Origin of the sequence: Shewanella litoralis (assembly GCF_009828585.1) — a bacterium.
In the GTDB taxonomy this organism is placed as follows: Bacteria; Pseudomonadota; Gammaproteobacteria; order Enterobacterales; family Shewanellaceae; genus Shewanella; species Shewanella litoralis.
Genome location: NZ_WSRZ01000008.1, coordinates 67633 through 92252, shown reverse-complemented (window position 1 = coordinate 92252; position 24620 = coordinate 67633). Strand labels below are relative to the sequence as shown.

20 protein-coding genes are annotated in these 24620 nt (G+C 44.0%); 9 read left to right on the top strand and 11 right to left on the bottom strand.

Annotated elements, in window-relative coordinates:
• Positions 1–5 precede the first annotated feature (5 nt).
• Positions 6–599, top strand: coding sequence for a penicillin-binding protein activator LpoB (lpoB, locus tag GQA99_RS08640; RefSeq protein WP_188958353.1), 594 nt, complete (start codon positions 6–8; stop codon positions 597–599).
• A 152-nt stretch (positions 600–751) separates the two neighbouring features.
• Complete coding sequence (pepN, locus tag GQA99_RS08635; RefSeq protein ID WP_170293518.1) at positions 752–3340, top strand: aminopeptidase N; 2589 nt, start codon at positions 752–754, stop codon at positions 3338–3340.
• A gap of 75 nt (positions 3341–3415) precedes the next feature.
• Here pepN and GQA99_RS08630 read toward each other — a convergent pair whose 3' ends face one another.
• Together GQA99_RS08630 and GQA99_RS08625 are read right to left on the bottom strand one after the other, a co-directional pair.
• The gene (locus tag GQA99_RS08630) at positions 3416–4204 is read right to left on the bottom strand and encodes a ribonuclease H family protein (RefSeq protein WP_160053491.1); all 789 of its coding nucleotides are present in this window, start codon (positions 4202–4204) and stop codon (positions 3416–3418) included.
• A gap of 132 nt (positions 4205–4336) precedes the next feature.
• The gene (locus GQA99_RS08625) at positions 4337–5140 is read right to left on the bottom strand and encodes a DUF4097 family beta strand repeat-containing protein (RefSeq protein WP_160053490.1); all 804 of its coding nucleotides are present in this window, start codon (positions 5138–5140) and stop codon (positions 4337–4339) included.
• Positions 5141–5414: 274 nt separating this feature from the next.
• Here GQA99_RS08625 and yjjX point away from each other — a divergent pair, with 274 nt between their 5' ends.
• From yjjX to GQA99_RS08595, 6 genes are all read left to right on the top strand, one after another.
• Positions 5415–5987 carry an inosine/xanthosine triphosphatase gene (yjjX, locus tag GQA99_RS08620; protein ID WP_160053489.1) on the top strand — a complete coding sequence of 191 codons (573 nt, stop codon included), beginning with the start codon at positions 5415–5417 and terminating at the stop codon, positions 5985–5987.
• On the top strand, positions 5971–6483 hold the full coding sequence (locus GQA99_RS08615) for a GNAT family N-acetyltransferase (protein WP_160053488.1): 513 nt from the start codon (positions 5971–5973) through the stop codon (positions 6481–6483). Before yjjX ends, GQA99_RS08615 begins: the two co-directional genes overlap by 17 nt.
• 143 nt (positions 6484–6626) lie before the next feature.
• Entirely contained in the window at positions 6627–7667 is a 1041-nt protein-coding gene (locus GQA99_RS08610; protein ID WP_160053487.1) for an NADP(H)-dependent aldo-keto reductase, read from the top strand.
• Between the two features lie 99 nt (positions 7668–7766).
• Entirely contained in the window at positions 7767–9026 is a 1260-nt protein-coding gene (locus tag GQA99_RS08605) for an aminotransferase class V-fold PLP-dependent enzyme (RefSeq protein ID WP_160053486.1), read from the top strand.
• Between the two features lie 37 nt (positions 9027–9063).
• Positions 9064–9525 (top strand): SufE family protein, encoded by a 462-nt coding sequence (locus tag GQA99_RS08600; RefSeq protein WP_160053485.1) that lies wholly within the window; start codon positions 9064–9066, stop codon positions 9523–9525.
• Positions 9526–9564: 39 nt separating this feature from the next.
• Positions 9565–10773, top strand: a complete 1209-nt coding sequence (locus GQA99_RS08595) for a membrane dipeptidase (RefSeq protein WP_160053484.1) — start codon at positions 9565–9567, stop codon at positions 10771–10773.
• Between the two features lie 43 nt (positions 10774–10816).
• Here the strand turns inward: GQA99_RS08595 and cysC are convergent, their stop codons facing one another.
• The 5 genes from cysC to cobA are packed head-to-tail and all read right to left on the bottom strand — an operon-like array spanning position 10817 to position 16485.
• Positions 10817–11440 (bottom strand): adenylyl-sulfate kinase, encoded by a 624-nt coding sequence (gene cysC, locus GQA99_RS08590; RefSeq protein WP_160053483.1) that lies wholly within the window; start codon positions 11438–11440, stop codon positions 10817–10819.
• 45 nt (positions 11441–11485) lie between these two features.
• Positions 11486–13210 carry an SLC13 family permease gene (locus GQA99_RS08585; protein WP_160053482.1) on the bottom strand — a complete coding sequence of 575 codons (1725 nt, stop codon included), beginning with the start codon at positions 13208–13210 and terminating at the stop codon, positions 11486–11488.
• A 3-nt stretch (positions 13211–13213) separates the two neighbouring features.
• Entirely contained in the window at positions 13214–14656 is a 1443-nt protein-coding gene (gene cysN, locus GQA99_RS08580) for a sulfate adenylyltransferase subunit CysN (protein WP_160053481.1), read from the bottom strand.
• 48 nt (positions 14657–14704) lie between these two features.
• Positions 14705–15613, bottom strand: coding sequence for a sulfate adenylyltransferase subunit CysD (cysD, locus tag GQA99_RS08575; RefSeq protein ID WP_160053480.1), 909 nt, complete (start codon positions 15611–15613; stop codon positions 14705–14707).
• A gap of 53 nt (positions 15614–15666) precedes the next feature.
• Positions 15667–16485, bottom strand: coding sequence for a uroporphyrinogen-III C-methyltransferase (gene cobA / locus GQA99_RS08570; protein ID WP_160053479.1), 819 nt, complete (start codon positions 16483–16485; stop codon positions 15667–15669).
• Positions 16486–16730: 245 nt separating this feature from the next.
• Between cobA and GQA99_RS08565 the strand changes: the two genes are divergently transcribed.
• A complete protein-coding gene (locus GQA99_RS08565; RefSeq protein ID WP_160053478.1) occupies positions 16731–17621 on the top strand; it encodes a phospholipase A in 891 nt (296 codons plus the stop codon).
• 79 nt (positions 17622–17700) lie between these two features.
• Here GQA99_RS08565 and GQA99_RS08560 read toward each other — a convergent pair whose 3' ends face one another.
• The 4 genes from GQA99_RS08560 to GQA99_RS08545 form a co-directional block, all read right to left on the bottom strand.
• Entirely contained in the window at positions 17701–19425 is a 1725-nt protein-coding gene (locus GQA99_RS08560) for a hypothetical protein (RefSeq protein WP_160053477.1), read from the bottom strand.
• Positions 19426–20251: 826 nt separating this feature from the next.
• The gene (locus GQA99_RS08555; protein WP_160053476.1) at positions 20252–21043 is read right to left on the bottom strand and encodes a phosphoadenylyl-sulfate reductase; all 792 of its coding nucleotides are present in this window, start codon (positions 21041–21043) and stop codon (positions 20252–20254) included.
• The gene (cysI, locus tag GQA99_RS08550; protein ID WP_160053475.1) at positions 21036–22727 is read right to left on the bottom strand and encodes an assimilatory sulfite reductase (NADPH) hemoprotein subunit; all 1692 of its coding nucleotides are present in this window, start codon (positions 22725–22727) and stop codon (positions 21036–21038) included. The genes GQA99_RS08555 and cysI overlap by 8 nt, the downstream gene beginning before the upstream one ends.
• Positions 22728–22798: 71 nt before the next feature.
• The gene (locus GQA99_RS08545) at positions 22799–24589 is read right to left on the bottom strand and encodes an assimilatory sulfite reductase (NADPH) flavoprotein subunit (RefSeq protein WP_160053474.1); all 1791 of its coding nucleotides are present in this window, start codon (positions 24587–24589) and stop codon (positions 22799–22801) included.
• Positions 24590–24620 lie beyond the last annotated feature (31 nt).

The window sequence follows — 24620 nt, the reverse complement described above, 5'->3', positions numbered from 1 at the left end:
TTATTATGAAAAACTTGAAACTGATATTTGTGTTAGCCGCAGTGATAGGGCTGAGCGCCTGTCAATCTAAAGTAGAATACGGCGATGCCACTGAAGTCGAAACGGTAAACGAAAACTTTGGCTCAACCGATCTGCAAGACATTGCAGCTAAAATGGTCGACAGCATGATGACATTCCCACCAGTGGTTGTTATTACCCAAAATAATCGTCCTATTATTTTTGTCGATAAAATTAAAAACAAAACCTCTGAGCATATTGATACCGAATCTGTTACCGACACGATTAGCAACAAGTTGCTCCGTTCTGGTAAGTTCCGTTTTATCGACATGACAAAAGTCGATACTGTGCGTAAGCAGCTTGATTATCAAAATAATGCCGGCATGGTAGACCCAACAACCGCAATTAAATTTGGCCGTCAAATTGGCGCGCAGTACATGTTATATGGCAACTTATCAAGCATCGTTAAGCAAGATGGCAGCACCAAAGACGTGTACTACAAAATGACCATGCGCTTAATGGATCTTGAAACCGGCTTAATTGAATGGTCTGACGAAAAAGAAATTCGTAAGGTTAAATCGAAGTCATTTTTGGGCTTGTAATACACAAGCACATAGCAATAAAGCCGACATTGATGTCGGCTTTTTCATACACCCAATAATAAGTTAGGAACACTAACGTGAAATTGTTATCCACTGAATTGTTTAGTCCACGGGTTATTAAAACCGCTTTTGTTGCATTATGTTGTGCCAGCATGTTCAGCTGCAGTAGCTCACTTTCAACCTCATCGTTACAACGTGACGGTTCGGCTTACATCAGCCAGGTGCAAGCGCAAGCACGTGCCAATGTGGTATCAAATGTACAATACGATTTAACCTTCTTTTTAAGTGAACACAGTCAATTCAGTGCCATCTCGACAGTACACTTTGACCTAAGCAGTGTGCCTAAATCGTTAACGCTCGATCTCAATAAAGCCAACATTAAACAATTTACCATTAACGGCACCAAGGTATACCCTAACTACAACGGCGCTTACATCGTTATTAATCAAAGTTTATTGGTGAGTGGCAACAACACAGTGGTTGTCGAGTTTACCCGTGAACACAGCACCAATGGCGAAGGCTTACATCGCTTTGTTGACCCAGTAGACAGTAAAGTGTATTTATACTCGCATTTTGAACCCGCGGCCGCGCAGCAAATGTTTGCCGTGTTTGATCAGCCAGATTTAAAAGCCACCTACCAAATTAATGTACACGCGCCCAAAGACTGGCAAGTAATCAGCGCCATGCGTGAGACTAACGTGGTCGATCAAGGCGATACCAACCTGTGGACCTTCCCTGTTACGCCCAAATTAAGCCCTTATAACTTTTCGATGCATGCTGGCCCTTATAAAGTCTGGGAAGACAATTCAGGCCGCTATCCGATGCGCTTATTCTCGCGTCAATCGGTTGCCGAGCAAGTCACACCACAAGATTGGTTTACCTACACCAAACAAGGTTTAGACTTTTTTGACCGCTATTTTGGTATTGCTTACCCGTTCAAAAAGTATGATCAAGTGCTAGTGCCAGACTTTTTATACGGCGCGATGGAAAATGCGGGCGCGATTACCTTTTCAGAAGATCGTTTTTTATTTAATGCCAAAATGACCGCCGAACAAAAAGAGCGTTTGGCCGGGGTTATCATGCATGAAATGGCTCACCAATGGTTTGGTGATTTAGTCACCATGAAATGGTGGAACGGCTTATGGTTAAACGAAAGTTTTGCCTCATTTATGGGTACATTGGCCACCAGCGAAGCCACCGAGTTTAGCCATGCCTGGCGCACCTTTTACGCCTCTGGTAAGCAAGCGGCATATCATCAAGACAGTTTAGTCACCACTCACCCCATTGAAGTGCCGGTAGCCACCAGCCAAAATGCATTTGATAACATTGACGCCATCACCTATCAAAAAGGCGCATCGACCATTAAACAGCTGCGTCATCTGTTAGGTGAAGAAACTTTCCGTCGTGGTGTTAGCCAATATTTAAAGCAATACAGCTATCAAAATGCCGAGCTCGATGATTTTATTAATAGTTTAGCCACAGCCAGCGGCCGCGACTTATCGCTATGGACTAAAGAGTGGCTATACGCAGCAGGCGTTAACACCATCAAGGCACAATACACTTGCCAGGGTAATCAAATAGACTCATTTGCCCTAATACAAACTGCAGAAGACAGCCAACACCCAACTTTGCGTGAGCAGCGTGTACAAATAGGATTGTTTAGTAAGCAACGTTATGGTTTAGAAATGCAACAATCAATTGCGGTAACCTATAAAGGGGCTTATACCGAAGTTAACCAACTGATTGGCGAAATTTGTCCAGATTTAGTCTATCCAAACTACGACGACTGGGGTTTTGTTAAAGTTGAATTAGATCAAAAATCATTTACGACCGCCAAACAATTACTGAGCCAGGTGAGCGATCCATTATTACGTTCGATGTTATGGCAAAGCATGTGGGACAGCGTAATCGACGGTAAAGCATCACTGGATCAATTCTTAAATATTGCCCTGATTAATGCGCCGCAGGAAAAAGATTACACCATTTTAGGTCAAGTGCTGGATAATATGCAGCGAGCCAAAAATTACCTTGATCTTATGGCGCCGATGCATGCCAGTTATAACAGTAAAATATCAAAAGCACTCAGCCAAATGAGTTTGCGTATGAGCATGGAAAGCTATCGTAACCGAGATTTTCAACGTCGTTGGTTCGATGCTTACATAAGCCTATCAAGCCACGGCGACGCCCTGGAGCATATTGAATCTTTATTGAAAAGCAAAAGCCACATTAAAGGCTTAAGCATAGATCAAGACTTACGCTGGGCCATGATCCGCCAACTTAATCGTTATGATTACGGTGATGCTCATGCATTATTGGCTAAAGAAAAGCATCTTGATCAATCAGACTCTGGTGAAAAAGCCGCTATCGCAGCTGAAGTTATCCGTCCAGAATCAGCACTGAAACGCCAATGGCTAAATACCATTGAACATAACAACAGCATGGCATTTTCAAAGGTGCGCGTTGCTATGTATAACCTTTATCCTGCCGAGCAAAAGCTATTGAGTGCAGCCACTGCCGACCAACGCTTTGCAAACTTGCAACTCATGGACGATAAAGGGCCGGTATTTATGCGCAGCTTTGCAGCGCAATTAATCCCTACCGATTGCAGCTCAAGCAATATTGATGCAATTAGCCAGGTATTAAACAGCGAAACCGGTTTATCAAAACTGGCCAGACGCGCACTGCTTGAAACTCGCCAACAAGAACAACGTTGTGTGAGTATTAAGCAAAAGCTGAACTAATAGCTTTAATTTAAAAGCCTTTTAAAACGTAAAAAGCCGGAGCAATCCGGCTTTTTTGTCCGTGATGATCAGTCATTAGCCTGTACGCAATGCTAATATTTTACCGATATCCAATGGTGGCTTAAATTGACTAAAAGCGGTGTGCTTTTGATCAATGGCATAGATTGACATTCTGTCGGCGAGCTCATTACCTTCAATGCCGATATGGGCTGCAACATGCTGAATGGTGAGTTTATCTTTTATCGCATCATAAAGTTCATGCGCTTGTTTAATAATATCTAGGTTAGCGATTTCACCCCCTTTGCGGGCCCAGCCTTTTGACTTCCAACCGTAAGCCCAGTCGCTAATACACTTAATTGAATATTGCGAGTCACTCATAATCTGCACGCTATGACCGGCATCTAATGCCGTTTTAGCCATCAATAAGGCTTGATGTAATGCATTAAGCTCTGCGGTATTGTTGGTGCCATTAGGGTTGAATGAACCATACCATAGCTCGGCAAGCTGAGCTTGACGATATACTGCAATACCAGAACCCGCTTTACCCGGATTGGGCTCACAACCGCCATCGGTGTAAATCACTACATCAAACTGCGACAGTACCGCATTGTTAGACGCCTCGGTTGCAGTACTGGTGCTCGCTTTCGCCTTGGTGCTTGTCGTTTTAGTGCCTGATGATTTAGCGGAAGCCTTGCCAATACTGCTGTGCGGCGACTTGGCAAAAGCCGCTTTTGCTTCTGCTTCAGTGGCAAAGGATTTGTATTTAGCCTGAGGAAACTTATCAACAGAACGTTTAGTCACATCCCAGCTGGTAAAAATACCCGTTTCGCGCCCTGCCCAAACTACATAATACTTCTTTGCCATTGTGGTTTATCCTTGCCAAATCAATGTCGCATCATGCCACGATTAATTTTGGCTTTAAAACAAAACCTGCAAGATAGGCAGGTTTTGCTGATTGTTTATTCAAATCAATCAAAACAACAACGCACAATATGACTAGTTGACGATAATCGGTCCATCGATATGCTGATGATTCACGCCACCCGAGCCTGCGCTGACAATCTCAAGTCCTTTAGTATTGCTGACATTAATGCCACCAGAACCATCACTAATGGTGACTTTACCGTTAACCTGGTCGATATTAATCGAGCCCGAACCATCGCTCACCTCAATATCACCAGTCACTTGTGAAATGTTGATAGAGCCTGAGCCATCTTGCAAAGTCACATCACCACTCACATTTTTCATATTAATCGAACCTGAGCCATCAGCTAACTTCACCGCGCCAACATGGTCCATCACAATGCTGCCGGAGCCATCTTTGAGTGTAATGGCGGCCGTAACATCACTTATTTCAATAGAACCAGAACCGTCGGTAATCTCTAGCGCTAGAGCCGCTGGTACCGTCAGTAACACATCGATAAAAGGAGATTGCTCCATAAAACCGTTAGACTCAATATCGGCAACAAACATGGCATTGTCGCCTTGCTTGTTTAGGGTTAATTCAATCTCAACATCGTCGCTGTCTTTGTCGGTATAAATATCTGCGGTGACTTCAATGTGTGTTTGCCCCTCGACACCTTTAACAATTAATTTACCCGCGCCAGTATTAGCGACTAATTGGTTTAGTGATTGGCTGTCTAGGGTCATTTTTTGTTGGGTATGTGTTAGCTCCGCATTAACGTCGGCAGAATCTGTTAACGAGAATATCGATTCAGCTTCAGTGTATGACGCGCCAAAAATCGTCGCACCTAATACTAAACCTACAGTTAGGCTAATGGTCGCAATACGAATAGACATAGGTTAAATTCCTTTTAAAAGAGGTTCGAAATAGAATAGGCTGATACGTAAGCTTAGTCGTAAACTGACTAATACATATCTTCACCTGATAGCTATCACTAAGCAGATTTCATACCAAAATCGTAAAGCATTGTTTTATTGTTATTTATAATGATTATGTAAAAATATTATGTGAGCTAAAAAATTAAAACATCACCTAAAACAGCACAAAGTGGTGAATATCACTAACCGATAAATTCAATCTTGAATAACAAATAACGAATAACGACAACTTATGACAACAACTCAACACGACAACCTTCACTGCATCGATATTATTGTCGGCTCTAACAATCCGGTAAAAATTAATGCTGCTAAAAACGCCATTGCGCAGTATTACCCTAACAGCACTGTGCGCTGCCAAGGTATGCATGCTCCCTCGCAAGTGGCAGAACAACCGATGACCGAAGCCGAAACTAAACTAGGCGCCATTAATCGTGCTCGTTATTGCCAACAACAGGCACAAGTTGCCGACTTTTATGTGGCAATGGAAGGCGGCGTTGACCAATTCGATCATGGCCCTGCCACGTTTGCATATATAGCGATTATCAGTAATGGCACTTTATCGGTCGGCCGAAGTGCCAACTTACCCTTACCGCCGAGCGTATATGATGCTCTAGCCGCTGGAGAAGAACTTGGCCATGTGATGGACCGAATGTTTAGCACCCAAAATATTAAACAAAAAGGCGGCGCGATAGGCTTACTGACCCAAGGTTTAGCCACTCGAGAAAGCATTTATACTCAGGCGCTGTTACTGGCCATGACCCCTTTTATTAATGCGGAATTATTTAATGACTCAATACTCTAATATTTCAAGCCACAGCATCGATGCCATAATCCGTCCACTCACAGCGCAAGATGATGCCGCGATAGCTGCGGTTATTCGTGAAGTGTCGGCAGAATACGGCTTAACCCCAGACAAAGGCTTTAGCGTGGCTGATAAAACCCTCGACTTCTTAAGTGAGGTGTATCAAGCGCAAGGCTCACAATATTGGGTAATTGAATACCAAGGTAAGGTCGTTGGCGGCGCCGGCGTTGCAGCGCTTGCGGGGAATATCGGCGTGTGCGAACTGCAAAAAATGTATTTTAGCCGCGCTATCCGCGGCCAGGGCATGGCCAAAAAACTCACCCAGCAATGCATTGAGTTTGCTAAAAAACAGCAATATCAATCGATGTATTTAGAAACCACAGCAGTGTTAGTTGAAGCCTTAGCGCTCTACGAAAAACTCGGTTTTAACCACTGTCAGCATTTAGGTGAAACCGGCCACGATGCCTGTGAAATCGCCATGATAATGGACTTATAGCTTAAAAAGCATTCCATTAATCTCCCGCACGCGTTGCTTTAGAGTGTTTTTTAAGCAGTCTTCTCCTAACAGTTTGATAGCGCTTTGCAAGGATGCAAAAGCTTGGTAGCCTCAAATTAAGTACATTCCATAGGAGGAAGATAATGGAATATCAACGTATTGGACATTCAACCCTTGAGGTCAGTAAAATTTGCCTCGGGACAATGACTTGGGGTGAGCAAAATACCCAAGCACAAGCTTTCGCTCAACTTGACTATGCCATTGGCCAGGGTGTTAACTTTATTGATACCGCCGAAATGTATCCTGTGCCACCTCAAGCCAGCACCCAGGGTGAAACCGAACGTATTTTAGGTCGCTACCTAAAAGCCCAGGGTAATCGTGATGAACTGATCATTGCCAGTAAAATTGCCGCCCCAGGCATTAAAGGCGACTATATTCGCGACAATATGGCCCTAGACTGGCGCAATGTGCATCAAGCCGTTGATGACTCGCTAAGCCGTTTGCAAATCGACACTATCGATTTATATCAGGTGCATTGGCCAGACCGAAATACCAATTTCTTTGGCGAGATGATGTATGAGCACGATGAAGACGAACATTACACGCCTATTTTAGACACCCTTGAAGCCCTCGCTGAAGTGATTAAACAAGGTAAAGTCCGCTATATCGGTATTTCGAACGAAACCCCTTGGGGCTTTATGAAATACCTCAAGCTGGCTGAAAAACACGATTTACCGCGAATTGTGAGTGTGCAAAATCCTTATAACTTGCTCAATCGCAGTTACGAGATTGCCATGTCTGAAATCAGTCACCGTGAAGACGTACCATTACTGGCTTATTCGCCACTGGCATTTGGTATGTTGACGGGTAAATATGAAAATGATCAATGGCCGGAAGGCGCGCGCTTAACGGTATACAAACGTTTTGCTCGTTACAACAGCACACCAGTTGCATTACAGGCGACTCAAGCCTATATCGACCTGGCACGTGAGTTTGGCTTAACCCCAACAGAAATGGCCTTAGCGTTTGTTAATAGTCGCAAATTTGTGGCATCAAACATTATCGGCGCAACAGGACTGCACCAGCTCAAGCAAAATATCGACAGCCATAAAGTGACTTTGTCGACTGAGTTGATGGTTAGGATTAATGAACTATCAACACTGTATCGTTTTCCTTGTCCGTAAACTCGCTGCATTAAGCTAATTGCCGACAAAACCTTGCATTAGGCATCAAGATCACTGAAGATCTTGATGCCTTTTATTTTGATAAAGAACCCCATATTCATGAAGTCGATATCCCCATTGCCGTTGCAAGCGCCATTTGATCACCCAGCCATTCGCGATCAATTTCCGGCATTAAAGCAGACCCTAGGCGATCATCCTTTATGTTATTTAGACACCGCAGCAACCAGCCAAAAACCTCAAGCTGTGATTGATACAATGAATGAGTATTATCAGCTCAACAATGCCAATGTTCATCGCGCCGCGCACCAGTTATCGGCTCGGGCCACCAGTCAATATGAAGCAGTGCGCCAGCAGGTTGGCCACTTTATAAATGCCGCAAAGCCGCAAGAAATTATCTTTACTCACGGCACGACCGAATCAATCAATATGGTGGCATACGGCTTAACTGCACAGCTACAAGCTAATGATATTATTTTAATTGATACTGCAGCGCATCATGCCAACATAGTCCCCTGGCAAGAGCTTGCGAAACGCACTGGGGCCATCATTAAACCTATCCCGTTAACAGCCAATGCGCAGCTTGATCTCACTGCATATGAGCAATTACTGCAAAGTAAACCAAAGCTCGTTGCCTTATGCCACGTGTCTAATGCGTTAGGCACCGTAAACCCCATTAACGACTTAATAGCCCAGGCAAAAAATGCCGGTGCACTAACCTTAGTTGATGGCGCCCAAGCTATTGCTCACCTTGATATCGATGTACAACGCATTGATTGCGACTTTTATGTGTTTTCAGGCCACAAAATGTATGGCCCTACTGGTGTAGGCATTTTATATGGTCGCTTTGGACAACTAGATGCATTAACCCCCATGCTCACTGGCGGCGAGATGATCAAAACCGTTAGCTTTGATCGTACTGAATATGGTGAGGTGCCAAACAGGCTTGAAGCGGGCACACCCGCCATTGCAGAAGTCATAGGTTTAGGCGCTGCAATCACATTTTTACAGGGCCTACCGCGCCAAGATATCGCAGCACACGAGCAACAGTTAATGGCTTATTTACAACAGCAACTGCTTAGTTTGGGTGACATAACTCTGTACGGTATTGCAGATAATCCACTGCAGAATAATATTGGCTCTGTGGCGTTTAACCTCGCTAATGAGCATCACCAAGATGTTGGCATATTACTAGACCAACAGGCGGTTGCCGTTCGCTGCGGCCATCATTGTGCCATGCCACTGATGAGCGATCTTAATTTAGCCGGCTGCTGCCGCGCTTCAATTGGCATCTATACTAATAAGCAAGATATTGATCAATTTATTCATGCGTTAATTACGGTAAAAGAGTTATTGTTATAACTTGGCAACTTACACGCTTTATGAGACAACACAGTTAATGACCCAAATCAGTGCAACTAATACACCAGAAAGTCAGTTATTTATCTCGTTACCTGCTGAGCTATCAACGGCAGTCACCCAGATAGAGCAAGCTAAAAACTGGCAAGAAAAATATCGTCACATCATGCTACTCGGTAAACAATTACCCACATTAGCCGATGAGTTCAAGCAAGCTGATGCTCAGGTAAAAGGTTGCGAAAGCCAGGCCTGGTTATATCATCATCAGCACAACGGCCAGCATTTTTACCTCGCTGACAGCGATGCGCGGATAGTTAAAGGACTGATTGCCATTTTACTTGTGGCAACCCAGGGCAAAACCACCGAACAAATCAGCCAATTTGAGGTGACGCAGTACTTCGATACATTAGGCCTCAGTGGTCAGCTAAGTCCGTCACGAACCAATGGCCTCAATGCATTAGCCGAAGCAATAAAACGTCACGCCAAAGAGAGTGTCACCTAAAAAAGTGCCGCTAATATCGGCCTCAACTAAGGAATAATAATGACCTTAAAAGTCTGCAACCCAACACGCCGCCACATCATAAAAGGCCTTGGAGCAGCCACATTATTAAGCCCACTCTATTCAATGCCCACCTGGGCTGCCAAATTCCCACGCTTGTATGTCGACGGTCTATCGTTTTTACCCAACGACATCAATGATGTTAAAGCATCTAAACTCGATGCTTTTATTGCTGACATTTCTGCCATAGAAACCATCGAGCAAAGCGATGGCACTAAAAATTATAAACGCACCTATCAAGCCTGTATTAACAGCATAAAACAAGCAGCCAAAACCGTTAACGAAAATCCAGAGATATACTTGCAAGGCCTCACGGGCGCCGATATCGACAAGGCTCGCGCGCAACAACGCACTGCAGTGTACTTTCAAATCCAAGGGGCAGACTGTGTCGAAGCCGATGGCATTTCAGCTAATGGAAATCCTCCACTTTGGCCGCAACTAGAGTCACTGCATCAGCAGGGCTTACGTGTATTACAACTTACTCATCACTATGGCAATCGTTTCGCGGGTGGCGCATTAGACAATAATGGCAAACAGGGCCTTAATAAGCCTCTTACGACCGCCGGTCATGCGCTAATTACCGAGCTTAACAAAAGAAACATGCTTATCGATGTTAGCCACTCAAGTGAACAAACCGCACTTGATACCGCTAAGGCGAGCCAATCGCCCATCGTGCTCAGTCATGGCGCAGCCAGGCACTTTGTCAATCATGCACGCTGCTCATCTGATGAAGTGATCCGAGCGGTAGCCGACACGGGGGGGGTGTTTGGAGTGTTTATGATGAGTTTTTGGCTAACAAACAACCCCACTCCAACCATAGAAGACTACATCGACCAGCTTGAATATGTCGCCAAGATCGGTGGTGTTGATTGTGTGGCGATAGCCAACGATTTTCCGCTGCGGGGCCAAGAAAATTTATTAGCGTTAAATAACAATAATAGCGAAGGGGTAAAAGAGTATCTCGACTGGTGGCACAGCTTACAGAGTAGAAACGTACTCGGTTTTGATGTAGAACCTAAACACGTAGTGATCCCAGAGTTTAATCATATCGATCGCATGAGCCGCATCGACGACGCGCTGAAAAAAGCGCGCTTTAAATCATCTGATCGCGATCGTTTTATGGGCGGAAACTGGCAAAGAGTGATGAAAAAAGTGTTAATTAAACCTCTGGTAAAAGTAAAAAAGGGCTGAATGTTACTATTCTGCCCTTTTTTAATTATTTGCTCACAGCTAGTTAAATTCCCGCTCCGGCTATTTGTCTCGGTGGATTTAACACTTCGATTGCTTTTAAATAAGCTAATAAACCATTCACCTGCGTGCCAAGATCGCCTTTACTGGTGTCTATGGTTAACTCAGCAGATTCAGGCACCTCATATGGTGATGAAATACCGGTAAAGTTAGCTATCTCGCCTTTACGCGCTTTAGCATATAACCCTTTAGGATCTCGAGATTCACACACACTCAATGGCGTTGAAACATGCACTTCAACAAATTGACCTTGAGGAAATAATGCGCGGACGCGATCACGCTCTTCACGCGTAGGGGAGATAAACGCCGACAGTACCACTAAGCCCGAATCAACCATCAATTTAGCCACTTCGCCTACACGACGTAAGTTTTCATCACGGTCTTCAAGGCTAAAACCTAAGTCTTTACATAAGCCGTGACGAACGTTATCACCGTCTAACAAATAAGTATGAAAGCCATGCTCAAATAACGCTCTCTCTAAGGCGCCAGCAAGCGTTGACTTGCCAGAACCAGACAAACCAGTAAACCATAACAACACCGGATTTTGGCCCTTTTGCGCCCCTCGGGCGGCTTGGTCTATCGAATGTTGATGCCAAACAATATTGCTCATAACAGCTCCTGATCTACGGCAATATACACCGCACGAAAACTCATACTAAAACGGGAAAAAATACGGTACTGCCATTAACACTATGGCCGAATACAAAATCGATAACGGTAAACCTAAACGCACAAAATCGCTGAGTTTATAGTTGCCCGCGTTGTATACCATTAGGTTAGTTTGATAACCGTAAGGAGAAATAAAACTCGCACTTGCACCGAACACCACAGCCATAATAAACGGGCGAGGATCAACACCAAAGCTTATGGCTATTGCATAAGCGACTGGGAACGCTAACGCCGCTGCTGCATTGTTGGTGATCAGTTCAGTGACAATCAAAGTGATAAAATACACCCCGACAAAAGCAGCAAACACACCATAACCACTGAACACACTGAGTAAGCCCTGAGCCATTTGATCTGCGAGACCTGTGGTGACCATCAGGTTGGCTAAACCCAAAGCACTGCCGACAATAACCACTAACTCGAGTGGGAAACGTCGTTTAAGTTCCGTTAGGGTAACCGCGCCAATTGCCACATAACTGAGTAGCAATAACACTAACCCTTTGGCTAAAGGAAGTACTTCAAAAATGCTCGCTAAGATGGTTAAGGCAAAACCGGCTAATACCCAATTACCACGTTTTTCATCTAACCGGACACTGAGGTCTAAACCGCTAATGGCCGCAAAATCTGTGGTTAAATTGGGGCATTTTGAAAAACGATCACCTGGGGTTAATAGTAATACATCGCCAGGTTGTAATACGATGTCACCCAGGCCACCCTTTAACGGCATATGCCCACGACGAATCGCCATGACCGCAGCATCAAACACTTCACGGAACCGAGAATCTTTTAAGGTGGTGCCGACTAAACTTGATGATGGTGCTAATACCGCTTCTACCAAATTTTGGCCTTTCGCGTGTTGCTTACCAAACCATTCTAAGCCATCAAATTGATGCAATAATTCAACCGACTCAACTGCACCACTAAAACGTAATACATCATCGGCTTGTAACACCATTTGTGGTGGCACAGGGCAAATACGAATGCCGCTGCGCTCTAATTCAACTAAATACAGTTTTTTAAGTGCACGTAAACGGTTATCGATAACACTTTTACCCACCAGAGTGGACGTTTTAGCTACGTGAGCTTCAAGTAAATAAGGCAAAGCCTCATCTTCTGACTCTTCACGTCTGTCGGGTAAAAAATTAGCGAGAATGGTCAGTAAAGTTAATCCCCCCACCACCAACAGTGCACCCACTTGTGAAAACTCGAAAAAACCTAACGGTTCTAAACCCGCGTTTTCAACAAATGAGTTAACAATTAAGTTAGTTGAGGTACCAATTAAGGTTAATGTACCACCTAAAATGGCAGCATAATTTAACGGTAATAATAGCTTAGACGGTGCATGTGCTTGGTTTCGGCGCACAACACCAATTAGCGAAGCCACTACAGCGGTATTGTTAGTAAATGATGACAACAACGCTGTCGAAATTCCGAGTTTAGCTAAGGTTGAAAACAGCGAACCTTTACCAATCACTTGGCTTAATTTACCTAACAAAGAGGTTTTTTCGAGCGCGGTGGCGGCAAGCACCAGGAGCACAAGTGTGATTAAGCCGTTATTGGTAAAACTACTCAGGCTGACACTTAAATCCACCAGCCCAAGCATATAACACAATAATGAAGCGAAAAAAAACATGGCGGCCGGTGTAGCAAGCCCCGCAAGGAGCCCGCCGACCAGAGCTAACAAAATGATCGCTAACAACCATATTTCGCTCATTAATTATTTTCCAAGTACGCTAATATCGCGGGCATTCCAGTGTGGATAATGCTTACGGACCAACGCATTAAACTCAATTTCAAATGCACTAAATTCAGTGTTGGTTTGCTTATCACCTTGATGACCACTCACCACCATTACGGCTGCAACAGTGGCATTTGATAAACGGTCAATTAAAATCATTCCGCCAGTATCACGCACTAAGCTGTATGCATCTAGTACAATCGACTCAGTAAGATCTAACTTAACTCTCGCGATGGTATTTAAGCTCAACGTAGTCGCAGCACTACGCTCAAGAGTATTTACATCGGTAACATATTCGATTTCACTGACAACAGCTTGAGTCTTTTTACCCGCGACTTTTACATCGTATAACTGACCGATTTGTAATGGCTTTTCATCCATCCACACTAAGTCTGCCACGATATGGTTAGCCATTTGGGGTGCGCTGTCTGGTTTCGCTAACAAATCTCCACGAGAGATGTCAATTTCATCTTCAAGGGTAATAGTCACAGCTTGACCGGCTACCGCCTCTTGCAAATCACCATCAAATGTCACTATGCGTTCAATCTTGCTGCGCTTGCCAGAAGGAAGTGCGACAACTTCATCACCAACATTAAGCACACCAGAAGCTAAAGTGCCTGCAAACCCACGGAAATCAAGGTTTGGACGCAAAACATATTGCACAGGAAAACGTACCGGTAATTCACTGAGTTCACGTTGAGTATCAATCGTTTCTAGTAACTCGAGCAATGTACCACCTTGATACCAATCACACTGCGTGCTGCGGTTAACAACGTTGTCGCCATTTAACGCTGATAACGGCACGTAGTGAATATCTAAGTCGCCGAAGTCTTTTACGAAGTCAGCAAAATCAGCCTGTATTTTATCAAACACCGTTTGATCAAAGCCGACGAGATCCATCTTGTTAACCGCGACAACAAAGTGGCGCAAACCAAGAAGAGATGCAATAAACGCATGACGTTTAGTTTGCGTTTGTACGCCGTAACGGGCATCAACCAAAATAACGGCTAGGTCACATGTCGATGCGCCGGTTGCCATATTACGAGTGTATTGCTCATGGCCAGGCGTATCAGAAATAATAAATTTACGCTTTTCGCTTGAAAAGTAACGATAAGCCACATCAATCGTAATGCCTTGCTCACGCTCTGCTTGCAGGCCGTCAACTAATAACGCTAAATCGATCGCTTCACCTGTGGTGCCCATTTTAGCGCTGTCATTTTTTAAACTGGCTAGCTGGTCTTCGTAAATCTGGGCGCTGTCATGTAGTAAACGGCCAATTAAGGTACTTTTACCATCATCAACACTGCCACACGTTAAAAAACGTAATAAGCCTTTATTTTGTTGTAAGGCCAGGTATTCTTTTACGCCGTGCAGCTGGATTTCTGCTGCCATGCGGTCGGTATTTGCTGTTGCTTTATCCATTATCTCTCTCACTCAAATTAGGTCTATTGGCGTTGCCCGCTGGGTTAATTAGAAATAACCTTGGCGTTTCTTGTGCTCCATCGACGCACTTTGGTCCGAGTCGATTAAGCGGCCTTGTCGTTCACTTGAGCGAGTAAGCAACATCTCTTCAATAATTTTCTCTAACGTATCAGCTTCAGATGGCATCGCGGCTGTTAACGGATAACACCCTAAGGTTCTGAAACGCACGCGCTCAACAGACTCAACATCACCAGCTTCTACAGGCATACGGTCATCATCTTTCATGATGAGCTGTCCGCCTTTATTCACGACTGTGCGAGGTGCGGCAAAATATAACGGTACAATTTCAATGCTTTCTTGATAGATATATTGCCAAATATCCAACTCAGTCCAGTTAGACAATGGGAATACACGAATGCTTTCGCCTTTGTTTACCGCGCCGTTATAAGTGCGCCATAATTCTGGACGTTGGTTTTTAGGGTCCCAGCGATGGTGTTTATCACGGAACGAATACACACGCTCTTTAGCACGAGACTTTTCTTCATCGCGACGGGCGCCACCAAAAGCAGCATCAAAACCGTATTTGTTTAAAGCTTGCTTTAAAGACTGGGTTTTCATGATGTCAGTGTGTTTAGCACTGCCATGGGTAAAGGGTCCAACACCTTGCTCAACACCTTCTTGGTTGGTGTGAGTCAATAACTCAAAACCAAACGCTTTTGCCTGAGCATCACGAAAAGCGATCATCTCTTTAAATTTCCAACCGGTATCTACGTGTAACAACGGGAATGGAATTTTGCCTGGATAAAATGCTTTACGCGCAAGGTGTAGCATCACCGATGAGTCTTTCCCTATCGAATACATCATGACAGGGTTATCAAACTCGGCGGCAACTTCACGGATGATCTGGATGCTTTCTGCTTCCAGTTGTTGTAAATGGCTTAACGAACGGCCTGCCATGATGAATCTCCATTACCTAATATGCTGCTTTCACAGCGGGTTAAATTGTGTGACTACAGCGCTTTGGCTGCTGCCTCTAAATCGATTGCGTGTTGTTCAGTGTTGGGTTCAAACCAGTGTAAAGTGTCTGCTAATTCAACCACTTCGCCAATAATCATTAATGCTGGCATGTGTAATGCTGGATCGGCTGCTAACTGGGCAAGCTCGCCTAATTTACCAATAAAGCGCTGTTGCGATGATGTGGTGGCTTTTGACACGATAGCCACGGGTGTATCAGCGCTTCTACCTGCGCCAATGAGCCCTTCGCTAATAATATTGGCATTTAAAATCCCCATATAAACCACTAGCGTATTGTTAGGATTGGCATAACCTTGCCAATCCATTGGGCGACTGGCTAACTGGCAATGTCCGGTAATAAAGGTGACACCCTGGGCATAATCACGGTGCGTAAGCGGAATACCCGCGTAAGCAGATGTGCCACTGGCAGCAGTAATGCCCGGTACAACTTCAAAGGCAATGCCTGATGCCACTAATGTTTGTAGCTCTTCGCCGCCACGGCCAAAAATAAACGGGTCGCCACCTTTTAAACGCACCACATTTTTGCGGGTAAACGCTTTAGTAACAAGCAGTTGATTAATTTCATCTTGAGCGGCACTGTGCTTACCCGCGCGTTTGCCTACGGCAATTTTTTCAGCGCTGTTAGGAATAAGGTCTAGAATATCCTGGCTCACTAATGCGTCATATAGCACTGCATCAGCATTTTTAAGAATGCGATAGGCTTTTAGGGTTAATAGCTCAACGTCACCAGGACCTGCGCCAACTAACCATACTTTGCCTTTGGCCTTCTGACCCGGCATCGATACTAATTCCATCACATCTACCTCAAGATAATTTACTATGATCAAATATAGCGGTTTCTATATTCCATATACAATAGTAAAAAGTTAGTTTTTATAACCAAAAAGAATATGGCGTAAATTAATCAATTTACGCCACCAAAACGTATAAGCTACCCCGATAAACACACAAAAACGAACTTTGTTCGACAAAAGCTGCACAATTGATAACAATGTGTATCAAAGAATTCATACTGACTATTTTGCTAATGGATAATGCAATGAAAAAAAGCACGCAATACCTTGGAATGTCACTGTTAATGCTTGGCAGTATCAATAGCGCTTTGGCTGAAGATTCACTAGTAGAAGAACGCGTAAAAGAAGAACTCGCTACCTCAGAAAAGCCTTTTGTGCTCACGCCTCACAAGGCCAACTATTTACTGCCAGTCACGTATCAAACTAGGACCCACTCTGCACCATTTGAAGCTAGATACCCAGATGATGATATTGATATCGATAAATTAGAAGCTAAATTCCAAATCAGTTTTAAATTTCCTGTGATGTACAACGTGTTTGGCGACAACGGCCATTTATTCTTTGCTTATACTAATCAGTCTTATTGGCAAGTTTACAACCAAGACGCGTCATCACCGTTTCGTGAAACTAACCACGAACCTGAAGTGTTTATGCTGTTTAACAACGACTGGAAAATTGGTGGCTTTACTAACTCATTTTTAGGATTTGGTGCAGTGCATCAATCTAACGGCCAAACGACCGAATTATCGCGCAGCTGGAACCGCATTTACGGCAGTGCCGTATTTGATAAAGGCCCATTCGCGCTAGGATTAAAAGTCTGGTGGCGTATTCCCGAAGACGAGAAAGAAATGCCTAATTCAGCTGATGGCGATGATAACCCCGATATTAACCACTACATGGGTAACTTTGAGCTCACGGGTGTCTATGGTCTAGATGAGCATCGTTTTACAATGTTACTGCGTAATAACTTTGAATCGCCAAATCGTGGTGCAGTCGAGTTAACCTGGAGTTACCCAATCATCGGTAATTTGCGCGTATATACTCAATACTTCAATGGTTACGGCGAAAGCCTTATTGACTACAACCATCATAATCAACGTTTTGGTATTGGTATTGCGTTAAACGATATTTTATAACTCACCTCATTCCAGGATTAAAACAAAAAGGTGACCTAATTAGGTCACCTTTTTATTTACTATTAAGACAAGATGAGCACTACTTAGCGCTGGCTTTGCTATTCACTTTAGAGCCAATAACAATACCTTTGTCGGTAAAGTCGACAGACATGTTTAACCGCATGTCGTAATCTTTTAATGCCGATAATTCTTCTGGCATTGGCTCGCCGCTCATTTCAATCATGTCGACTAATGGCATAAACATTTTTTGATAATCGACCGCAAAATCAAAGAAGCCATTGGCGTCTAATGTTTGCTTATAAAGACCATCAGCCAGCTCTGTACCTCTGTCGCCAGTGTAAACGACCAGGTGATTACCTTTAATCGCCATTTTCGCACTAACTCCATACTCAGGCGGCAACATTAACATTGGCGTAATATCAACAGGATCGCCATTGTCTTTCAGGTCAACACTCGCCAACGGTGGGAAGAATGGTTTAGCCATATCAATTAACATCATCGGTTTTTCAGCCGAAATACTGATTAACGCATCAAGCTTCTCAAAACTTGGCTCACCATTGGTTTCGGCTAACTTATAGTCTGCCAAAGTGACACTTATGCCTTTAACACCATTAGCCATGCCGGTCATCATACCGACCATTGCTGGGTTTAATTCATCTAACTCACCTTGCAGTTGCGCAAGTGCTTCGCACTGATAAGATGGCGTTTGTAAGTCTTTCCATATTTCATTTAACGCTGGCGCTAATTGATTAACATCAATGCCTAATCCAAGCGATAAAATATTTTCGTGGTCGCTATTATTAAACGCCGGAATAAAGCCGCGCATTTTGTTCAACGCTGACAGAATCACCTGGTTATTACTTTCAACCACAATAGCGGCATCAATGGTGCTTTCTGCACTGCTAATCGAGTAACTGTTAAGCCCCATTACTGTGCGCGGCCAATTGGCCGCAATTGCAGCAAACTCGGTTTGGCAAGTTGGCGTTTTAAGCTCAGCGAGTGGATCTTCACCTTGTATCTCAGCCATTTTGCTAATTTGCTTAGCCAGCATGTTACCGTCGGTGGTGGTTAACCCTTTAACCAGTTCAACATGGTTAATGAAGCTAATGCTGTCTTGCATAAAACCATGTGATTTTGCGATGTCTTGTAACATCGTGGTACCACTGAGTGGATTATCGACTTTTTTCTCACCGAGTGCGGTTTCAAGCAGCGCCACATCATTTACTGAGGTGTTTAACGTGACCGTTAACCAACCTTGCTTTTCAGAAAAAATAAGATTGATTTGTTCTTTATCATCAGCATCGGTTAGTGCATAAGCGCGGTATTCACTGTCACCAGCTTTACCCGTGGTATGCTCTAAACCGCTTTCTTGCTCAGCACGATCAAGCTCTAGCCAAAATGCAGCAGGATTGCTTAGCTGAGTTTTCATTACAGGTAATGCACCGAGTGTATAAAAATAGCTTTTTATCGAATCAGCTAAACCATAAGTGCTAAGCAATGCATCTGGTGTAGGCAGTAATGTCATGTATTGCTTGTATAAGCTTACAAAAAAACGCTCTTGTGGGCTTGAAGTGTCGTCAATTTGCAGTAACTCATCCAAACCTTGAGCTTGGTAATTACCCGCAATGCTATATAAATAGTCTTTTAGTGGGAATGGCGCTAACTGTCCTGAAAACGCTAATGTGTCTGCGGGAATGTAATCAAGCATGGGGTCACTTGTACCCACCGATGCACCTTGTTGTGTCAGTAAATATCCACCAGCACCGACAGCCAATACCACAGCAGCAATTGCCATTTTATTCATCTATAAACTCCAATTTATATGTCTGTTAACTCTTCCTTGAAATGAGTTAGCGTTAAAATTTTTTAAGTGCGAATTATCAATTACATCGATAAACAGCGGATTAATTTAGCATTAATTGAGTCATTTGGCATCTGCTGAGGCCTGACAACAAAAAAATAAACAAAATAATAACAATTAAATTGGAAGATAAGCGGACAAACTAAATGATGACGTAGAAATAGAGGATATGTGAGTAAAGGTTACCCGATAACCCATGTACAGCTGGGTTATCGGGATTAACTCAATTGATTACTTATTACGCTAACAAGTCAATCAAAGTGCTCGAGGATGCGAGCGAAGCTTTTGAAGGTACGTGGATTGCAAAAACAATCCCAAAACGTCCACAAAAACCGTCTACGGGAACGTATTAATCTAGACTATTATCGGCACTGCTGCATGAAAATTTAAATAAAATTTAACCTTTTTATTGCTCGCGACTATTTCATCTTAACCGTCATATGGAATGTGGGCGATTGTTACCCCTATTTTCGCAGACCCACACTCGGTTTTTCGCAATCATATGGACGCAAAATTGAATAATCGCTCTGCCAAGTTGCGCTAAAAATTCAAACTTTTGCATGACAAAAATAACGGGAGAAAAAAGGATATTTTACCATTTCGCGTTAATCAAAAACCGCTGGACGCATTCTGAGGGGCACTTATTAATGCGGATTGGTGTTACCAGGCAGTAAAAGCGGGGATAAACATGTGATTATCATCCATCTGCAAATTGCAGATGGATGATATAACACGATAATAATCTATCGCGCAGATGAAGGAGGTTAAGCTAGATATCGAAGTGCAAACCACATTCGCGTTTTAAGCCGTTAAAACGGGTTTCTTCTTCTGTCATACCTAACTCTAACGGCTTGCTAGAATGGGTATCACCTACTGACACATAACCTTGTTCCCACAATGGGTGGTACGGCAGATTATGCTCAGTTAAATACATGTGCACGTCTTTATTGCTCCACTCAATGATGGGTAGCAACTTAAAACGTTTGCCACTAATGGCTAAAATCGGCAATGCCTCACGTGTACTCGATTGGCTGCGACGCAACCCCGCAAACCAGGTGTTCACATTGAGCTCAGCTAATGCGCGCTGCATAGGCTCAACTTTATTGATGCGGTTATACTTTTCTAGGCCATCAATCCCCTGCTCCCAAAGCTTACCAAAACGCGCTTCTTGCCACGCTTGAGTTTGCTCAGCCTGGTACACTTTAAGGTTGAGGTTTAAACGCTCGGTTAACTGGTCAATAAACTGGTATGTCTCAGGAAACAAATAGCCAGTGTCGGTTAAAATCACTGGGATATCACTTTGCGCTTGGGTGACCATATGCAACATTACCGCGCCTTGAATACCAAAGCTTGACGATAATGCATGATCCCCAGGTAAATACGCTAACCCCCAAGCAACGCGTTCTTGAGCCGTTAACCCTGCTAAAAACTGGTTAATGCTTTCCAGCGCGGCTACTTGCTCAGCTTTAGGCGCTGATAACAACGCCTGCAGTTGAGCGGGAGTGACACTATGATCGACGCCTGCATCTTTCGATGTAGTCGTTACCACTTCATTAGGCATGAAAATCCTTAGCGGCGTCATTAACCGCCTTCACAACGCCAATGCGTACTGTGAAGTTACCAAAGGTTTCGCCAGCATCACGCTCTGTGGCGTAGCGGCCAAACAAGGCATCCAATTCAGCTAAAATTTCAGCCTCTTGAATGTTTTCTTTATGCATTTTGTTTAAACGCGTGCCTTCAAAGCTGGCGCCTAAATACAAGTTATAGCGACCAGGCGCTTTACCCACTAAGCCAATTTCAGCAGCAAATGGACGAGCACAGCCGTTTGGACAACCGGTCATGCGCACCACAATTGATTGCTCGCTAATGCCATGCTTAGCCTGTAGCCCATCAATGTGATCGATAAACTCAGGGAAATAACGTTCAGCTTCTGCCATCGCTAATGGGCAAGTGGGTAATGCCACACAAGCAATTGAATGCCCGCGAGTGCCACTTAACACCTGGCCTAATAGGCCGTGCTTACGTGCTAAACCTTCGATTTCAGCTTTATCTTCTGCTGCAACACCGGCAATTATCATGTTCTGATTAGATGTCATGCGGAAATCGCCTTTGTGAATTTTGGCAATTTCACGTAAACCGGTTTGCAAGGTTTGACCTGGCATATCTTTAATACGGCCACTTTCAATAAATAACGTTAAGTGGAATTTATTGTCGATGCCTTCAACCCAGCCATAACGATCGCCGCGATCGCCAATGATCACATCACGTTTAGGCTCAAATTTAACCCCAGCACGCTTCTCAACTTCGGCTTTAAACGCATCATAGCCATGGTCCACAATGGTGTACTTTAAACGCGCACGTTTACGCACAACACGGTTACCCCAGTCGCGCTGAACTGTCATGACCGCTTCAGCAAACTTGGTGACATCAGCCGTTTTAATAAAACCAAAGTCATCCGCTAAACGTGGGAAGGTTTCAACTTCACCGTGGGTAGAGCCCATACCGCCGCCTGCAACTAAGTTAAAGCCGACTAATTCGCCGTTTTCTGCAACCGCAATAAAACCAAGATCGTTAGTGTAAACGTCTACATCATTATCTGGTGGAACCGCAACTGCCATTTTAAACTTACGTGGCAAATAGGTTTTGCCATAAACTGGCTCTACCGTTTCAGTGCCTAATAGCTTTTCTTCATCTAACCAAATTTCAGCATAGGCACGAGTGTGCGGTAATAAATGATCAGATAAATGCTTGGCAACCGCGTAAGCCTGCGCATGTAACTTAGACTCAACCGGGTTTGGGTTACACATTACGTTACGGTTTACGTCACCACAGGCTGCAATAGAGTCTAGCGCAGCGCGATCTAATCCCTGGATTAGCGTCTTAAGGTTGCGCTTTGGAATACCGTGATACTGAAACGTTTGACGCGTGGTTAAACGAATACTGTTAGAGGTAGTTAATGTTGATGAAATTTTATCAACTTCTAACCATTGCTGTGGAGTACAAATACCGCCAGGTACACGAGCACGCAGCATAAAGCTATGTAATGGCTCTAACTTTTGCTCTTTACGTTCATTACGTAAATCACGGTCGTCTTGCTGATAAAATCCATGGAATTTAATTAGCTGCTGATCGCCATCGCTAAATGATCCAGTCACTTGGGTATCTAACCCCCCCTGGATGTCGCCGCGTAAATAATCGCTGTCGATTTTTAAGTATTCGTTTAACGCTAACTTTTGCTCACTCATGGCCTTGGCCTCTCTTAATTCTGTTCAATTCATTAGTGCGATTGGGTATTGAAAACTGACCTAGACCGAGTTTAATACACGTCTTTTTGGTAACGTTTTTCGCTACGCAGTGTTTCAAAGTACGCTTCGGCGTCATCAGCGCTTAAGCCACCTTGTTCAACCGCAATATTCACTAATGCTTGATGTACGTCTTTGGCCATGCGCTCTGCATCACCACAAATATACACATGGGCGCCGTCTTGCAGCCACTGCCATAATGCTTGAGCTTGCTCGGCTATGCGGTGCTGCACATACACTTTATGAGCCTGGTCGCGCGAGAAAGCCACATCTAAACGTGATAAATCACCGTTTTTAAGATACTGCTGCCACTCAACTTGGTATAAAAAGTCTTGTTCAAAGTGTGGGTTACCAAAGAATAACCAGCTGTTGCCCGCCACACCGTCTGCGGCGCGTTGTTGCATAAAGGCGCGGAATGGCGCAACACCAGTACCAGGGCCAACCATAATCACAGGTGTCTCTGGGTTTTCTGGTAAACGGAAGTGGTTGTTAGGCTCAACATAAACGTTAACCTGTTGGCCTTCTTCTGCTGAAGCTAAAAAGTGTGATGCGCCGCCAAAACGTGCATGGCCTTGACGTTCATCTTCAACCAGTGCCACGGTTAAATGCACTTCTGATTCAACTTCTGCCTGACTTGAAGCAATAGAGTATAAGCGTGGTGTTAATGGACGTAACATATCAACCAGTTGCGTAGCGCTGACTTTGACTGGATAAGCTGCCACTAAGTCGGCTAACTGATGCTTAAGAATAAACTGTCTGGTTTGCTCTTTGTCTTCACAAATGGCGGCAAGTTCTGCATTACCAGTTAACTCAGCCCAAGACTTAACAAGGCCTGGGTATAACTGAGTGAGTTCTTTTTTGTCGGTTAATGCCGCTTTTAATGAATATGATTCTTTAGATACAGTAACGTTTTCGTCAGCATCTAAACCAAGGCCGTTGATCACTTCATTAACTAAGGCTTCGTTGTTACTAAACCACACGCCTAACGCGTCACCTACTTGATAGGTTAGCCCTGACTCGCCTAAATCAATTTCAACATGGCGTACGTCACGGTCTGAATCTCGGCCGGTAATTTTTTGGCTTACAAGCACTTCAGCGCTATATGGGTTTTGCTTGGTGTATTGGCTTTCACCGACTACAGCCGTTGCACCGATAGCGGTTACGCTAGCCCCTGAGGTTTGAATATGTGGCTTAGCCGCTTCGACGACACTGTCTTGCCATTGCGCCGCAGCATCTTCGTAATCAACATCGCATTCAACTAAAGGCAAAAGTGCTTTGGCACCTAATGCACTTAAACGCGCATCAAAGTCTTTACCAGTTTGGCAAAAGAACTCGTAGCTTGAATCGCCTAATGCTAAAACTGAGTAATGTAGGTTATCTAATTTAGGCGCGCGCTTTGAGGCTAAAAACTTATGCAGTTCAATGGCATCATCTGGTGCTTCACCTTCGCCGTGGGTACTGACAACAAGCAGTAACACTGTTTCTTGCTTCAATTGGCGAACATTGTATTCGCCCATTGAGGTTAAGTTAACAGCATAACCTTGTGCCTGTGCTTTAGCGGCTAATGCCTGAGCAACACCACGGCCATTACCAGTTTGGCTGCCATATAAAATGGTCACTGTTTGTGCTGCAGAAGTCTCTGCAACTGGCGCACCTGTTGTTTGGCCCTGACTTGCACTTGCTGCCAAATAACCACTAACCCATGCAAGTTGCACAGACGATAATTCTGATGTGAATTGTTTTAGCTTGTCGACTTGCCCTTGAGACAATGGCGATGCTAGCGCTGAAAGTTCTTTTAACAACATAAGACGGCCTTATAACAGTGTAATGTGAGCT

Coding starts and splice junctions, on each gene's coding strand:
- lpoB (WP_188958353.1), top strand. CDS start 6: ATGAAAAACTTGAAACTGATATTTGTGTTAGCCGCAGTGATAGGGCTG.
- pepN (WP_170293518.1), top strand. CDS start 752: ATGTTCAGCTGCAGTAGCTCACTTTCAACCTCATCGTTACAACGTGAC.
- GQA99_RS08630 (WP_160053491.1), bottom strand. CDS start 4,204: ATGGCAAAGAAGTATTATGTAGTTTGGGCAGGGCGCGAAACGGGTATT.
- GQA99_RS08625 (WP_160053490.1), bottom strand. CDS start 5,140: ATGTCTATTCGTATTGCGACCATTAGCCTAACTGTAGGTTTAGTATTA.
- yjjX (WP_160053489.1), top strand. CDS start 5,415: ATGACAACAACTCAACACGACAACCTTCACTGCATCGATATTATTGTC.
- GQA99_RS08615 (WP_160053488.1), top strand. CDS start 5,971: ATGACTCAATACTCTAATATTTCAAGCCACAGCATCGATGCCATAATC.
- GQA99_RS08610 (WP_160053487.1), top strand. CDS start 6,627: ATGGAATATCAACGTATTGGACATTCAACCCTTGAGGTCAGTAAAATT.
- GQA99_RS08605 (WP_160053486.1), top strand. CDS start 7,767: ATGAAGTCGATATCCCCATTGCCGTTGCAAGCGCCATTTGATCACCCA.
- GQA99_RS08600 (WP_160053485.1), top strand. CDS start 9,064: ATGACCCAAATCAGTGCAACTAATACACCAGAAAGTCAGTTATTTATC.
- GQA99_RS08595 (WP_160053484.1), top strand. CDS start 9,565: ATGACCTTAAAAGTCTGCAACCCAACACGCCGCCACATCATAAAAGGC.
- cysC (WP_160053483.1), bottom strand. CDS start 11,440: ATGAGCAATATTGTTTGGCATCAACATTCGATAGACCAAGCCGCCCGA.
- GQA99_RS08585 (WP_160053482.1), bottom strand. CDS start 13,210: ATGAGCGAAATATGGTTGTTAGCGATCATTTTGTTAGCTCTGGTCGGC.
- cysN (WP_160053481.1), bottom strand. CDS start 14,656: ATGGATAAAGCAACAGCAAATACCGACCGCATGGCAGCAGAAATCCAG.
- cysD (WP_160053480.1), bottom strand. CDS start 15,613: ATGGCAGGCCGTTCGTTAAGCCATTTACAACAACTGGAAGCAGAAAGC.
- cobA (WP_160053479.1), bottom strand. CDS start 16,485: ATGGAATTAGTATCGATGCCGGGTCAGAAGGCCAAAGGCAAAGTATGG.
- GQA99_RS08565 (WP_160053478.1), top strand. CDS start 16,731: ATGAAAAAAAGCACGCAATACCTTGGAATGTCACTGTTAATGCTTGGC.
- GQA99_RS08560 (WP_160053477.1), bottom strand. CDS start 19,425: ATGAATAAAATGGCAATTGCTGCTGTGGTATTGGCTGTCGGTGCTGGT.
- GQA99_RS08555 (WP_160053476.1), bottom strand. CDS start 21,043: ATGCCTAATGAAGTGGTAACGACTACATCGAAAGATGCAGGCGTCGAT.
- cysI (WP_160053475.1), bottom strand. CDS start 22,727: ATGAGTGAGCAAAAGTTAGCGTTAAACGAATACTTAAAAATCGACAGC.
- GQA99_RS08545 (WP_160053474.1), bottom strand. CDS start 24,589: ATGTTGTTAAAAGAACTTTCAGCGCTAGCATCGCCATTGTCTCAAGGG.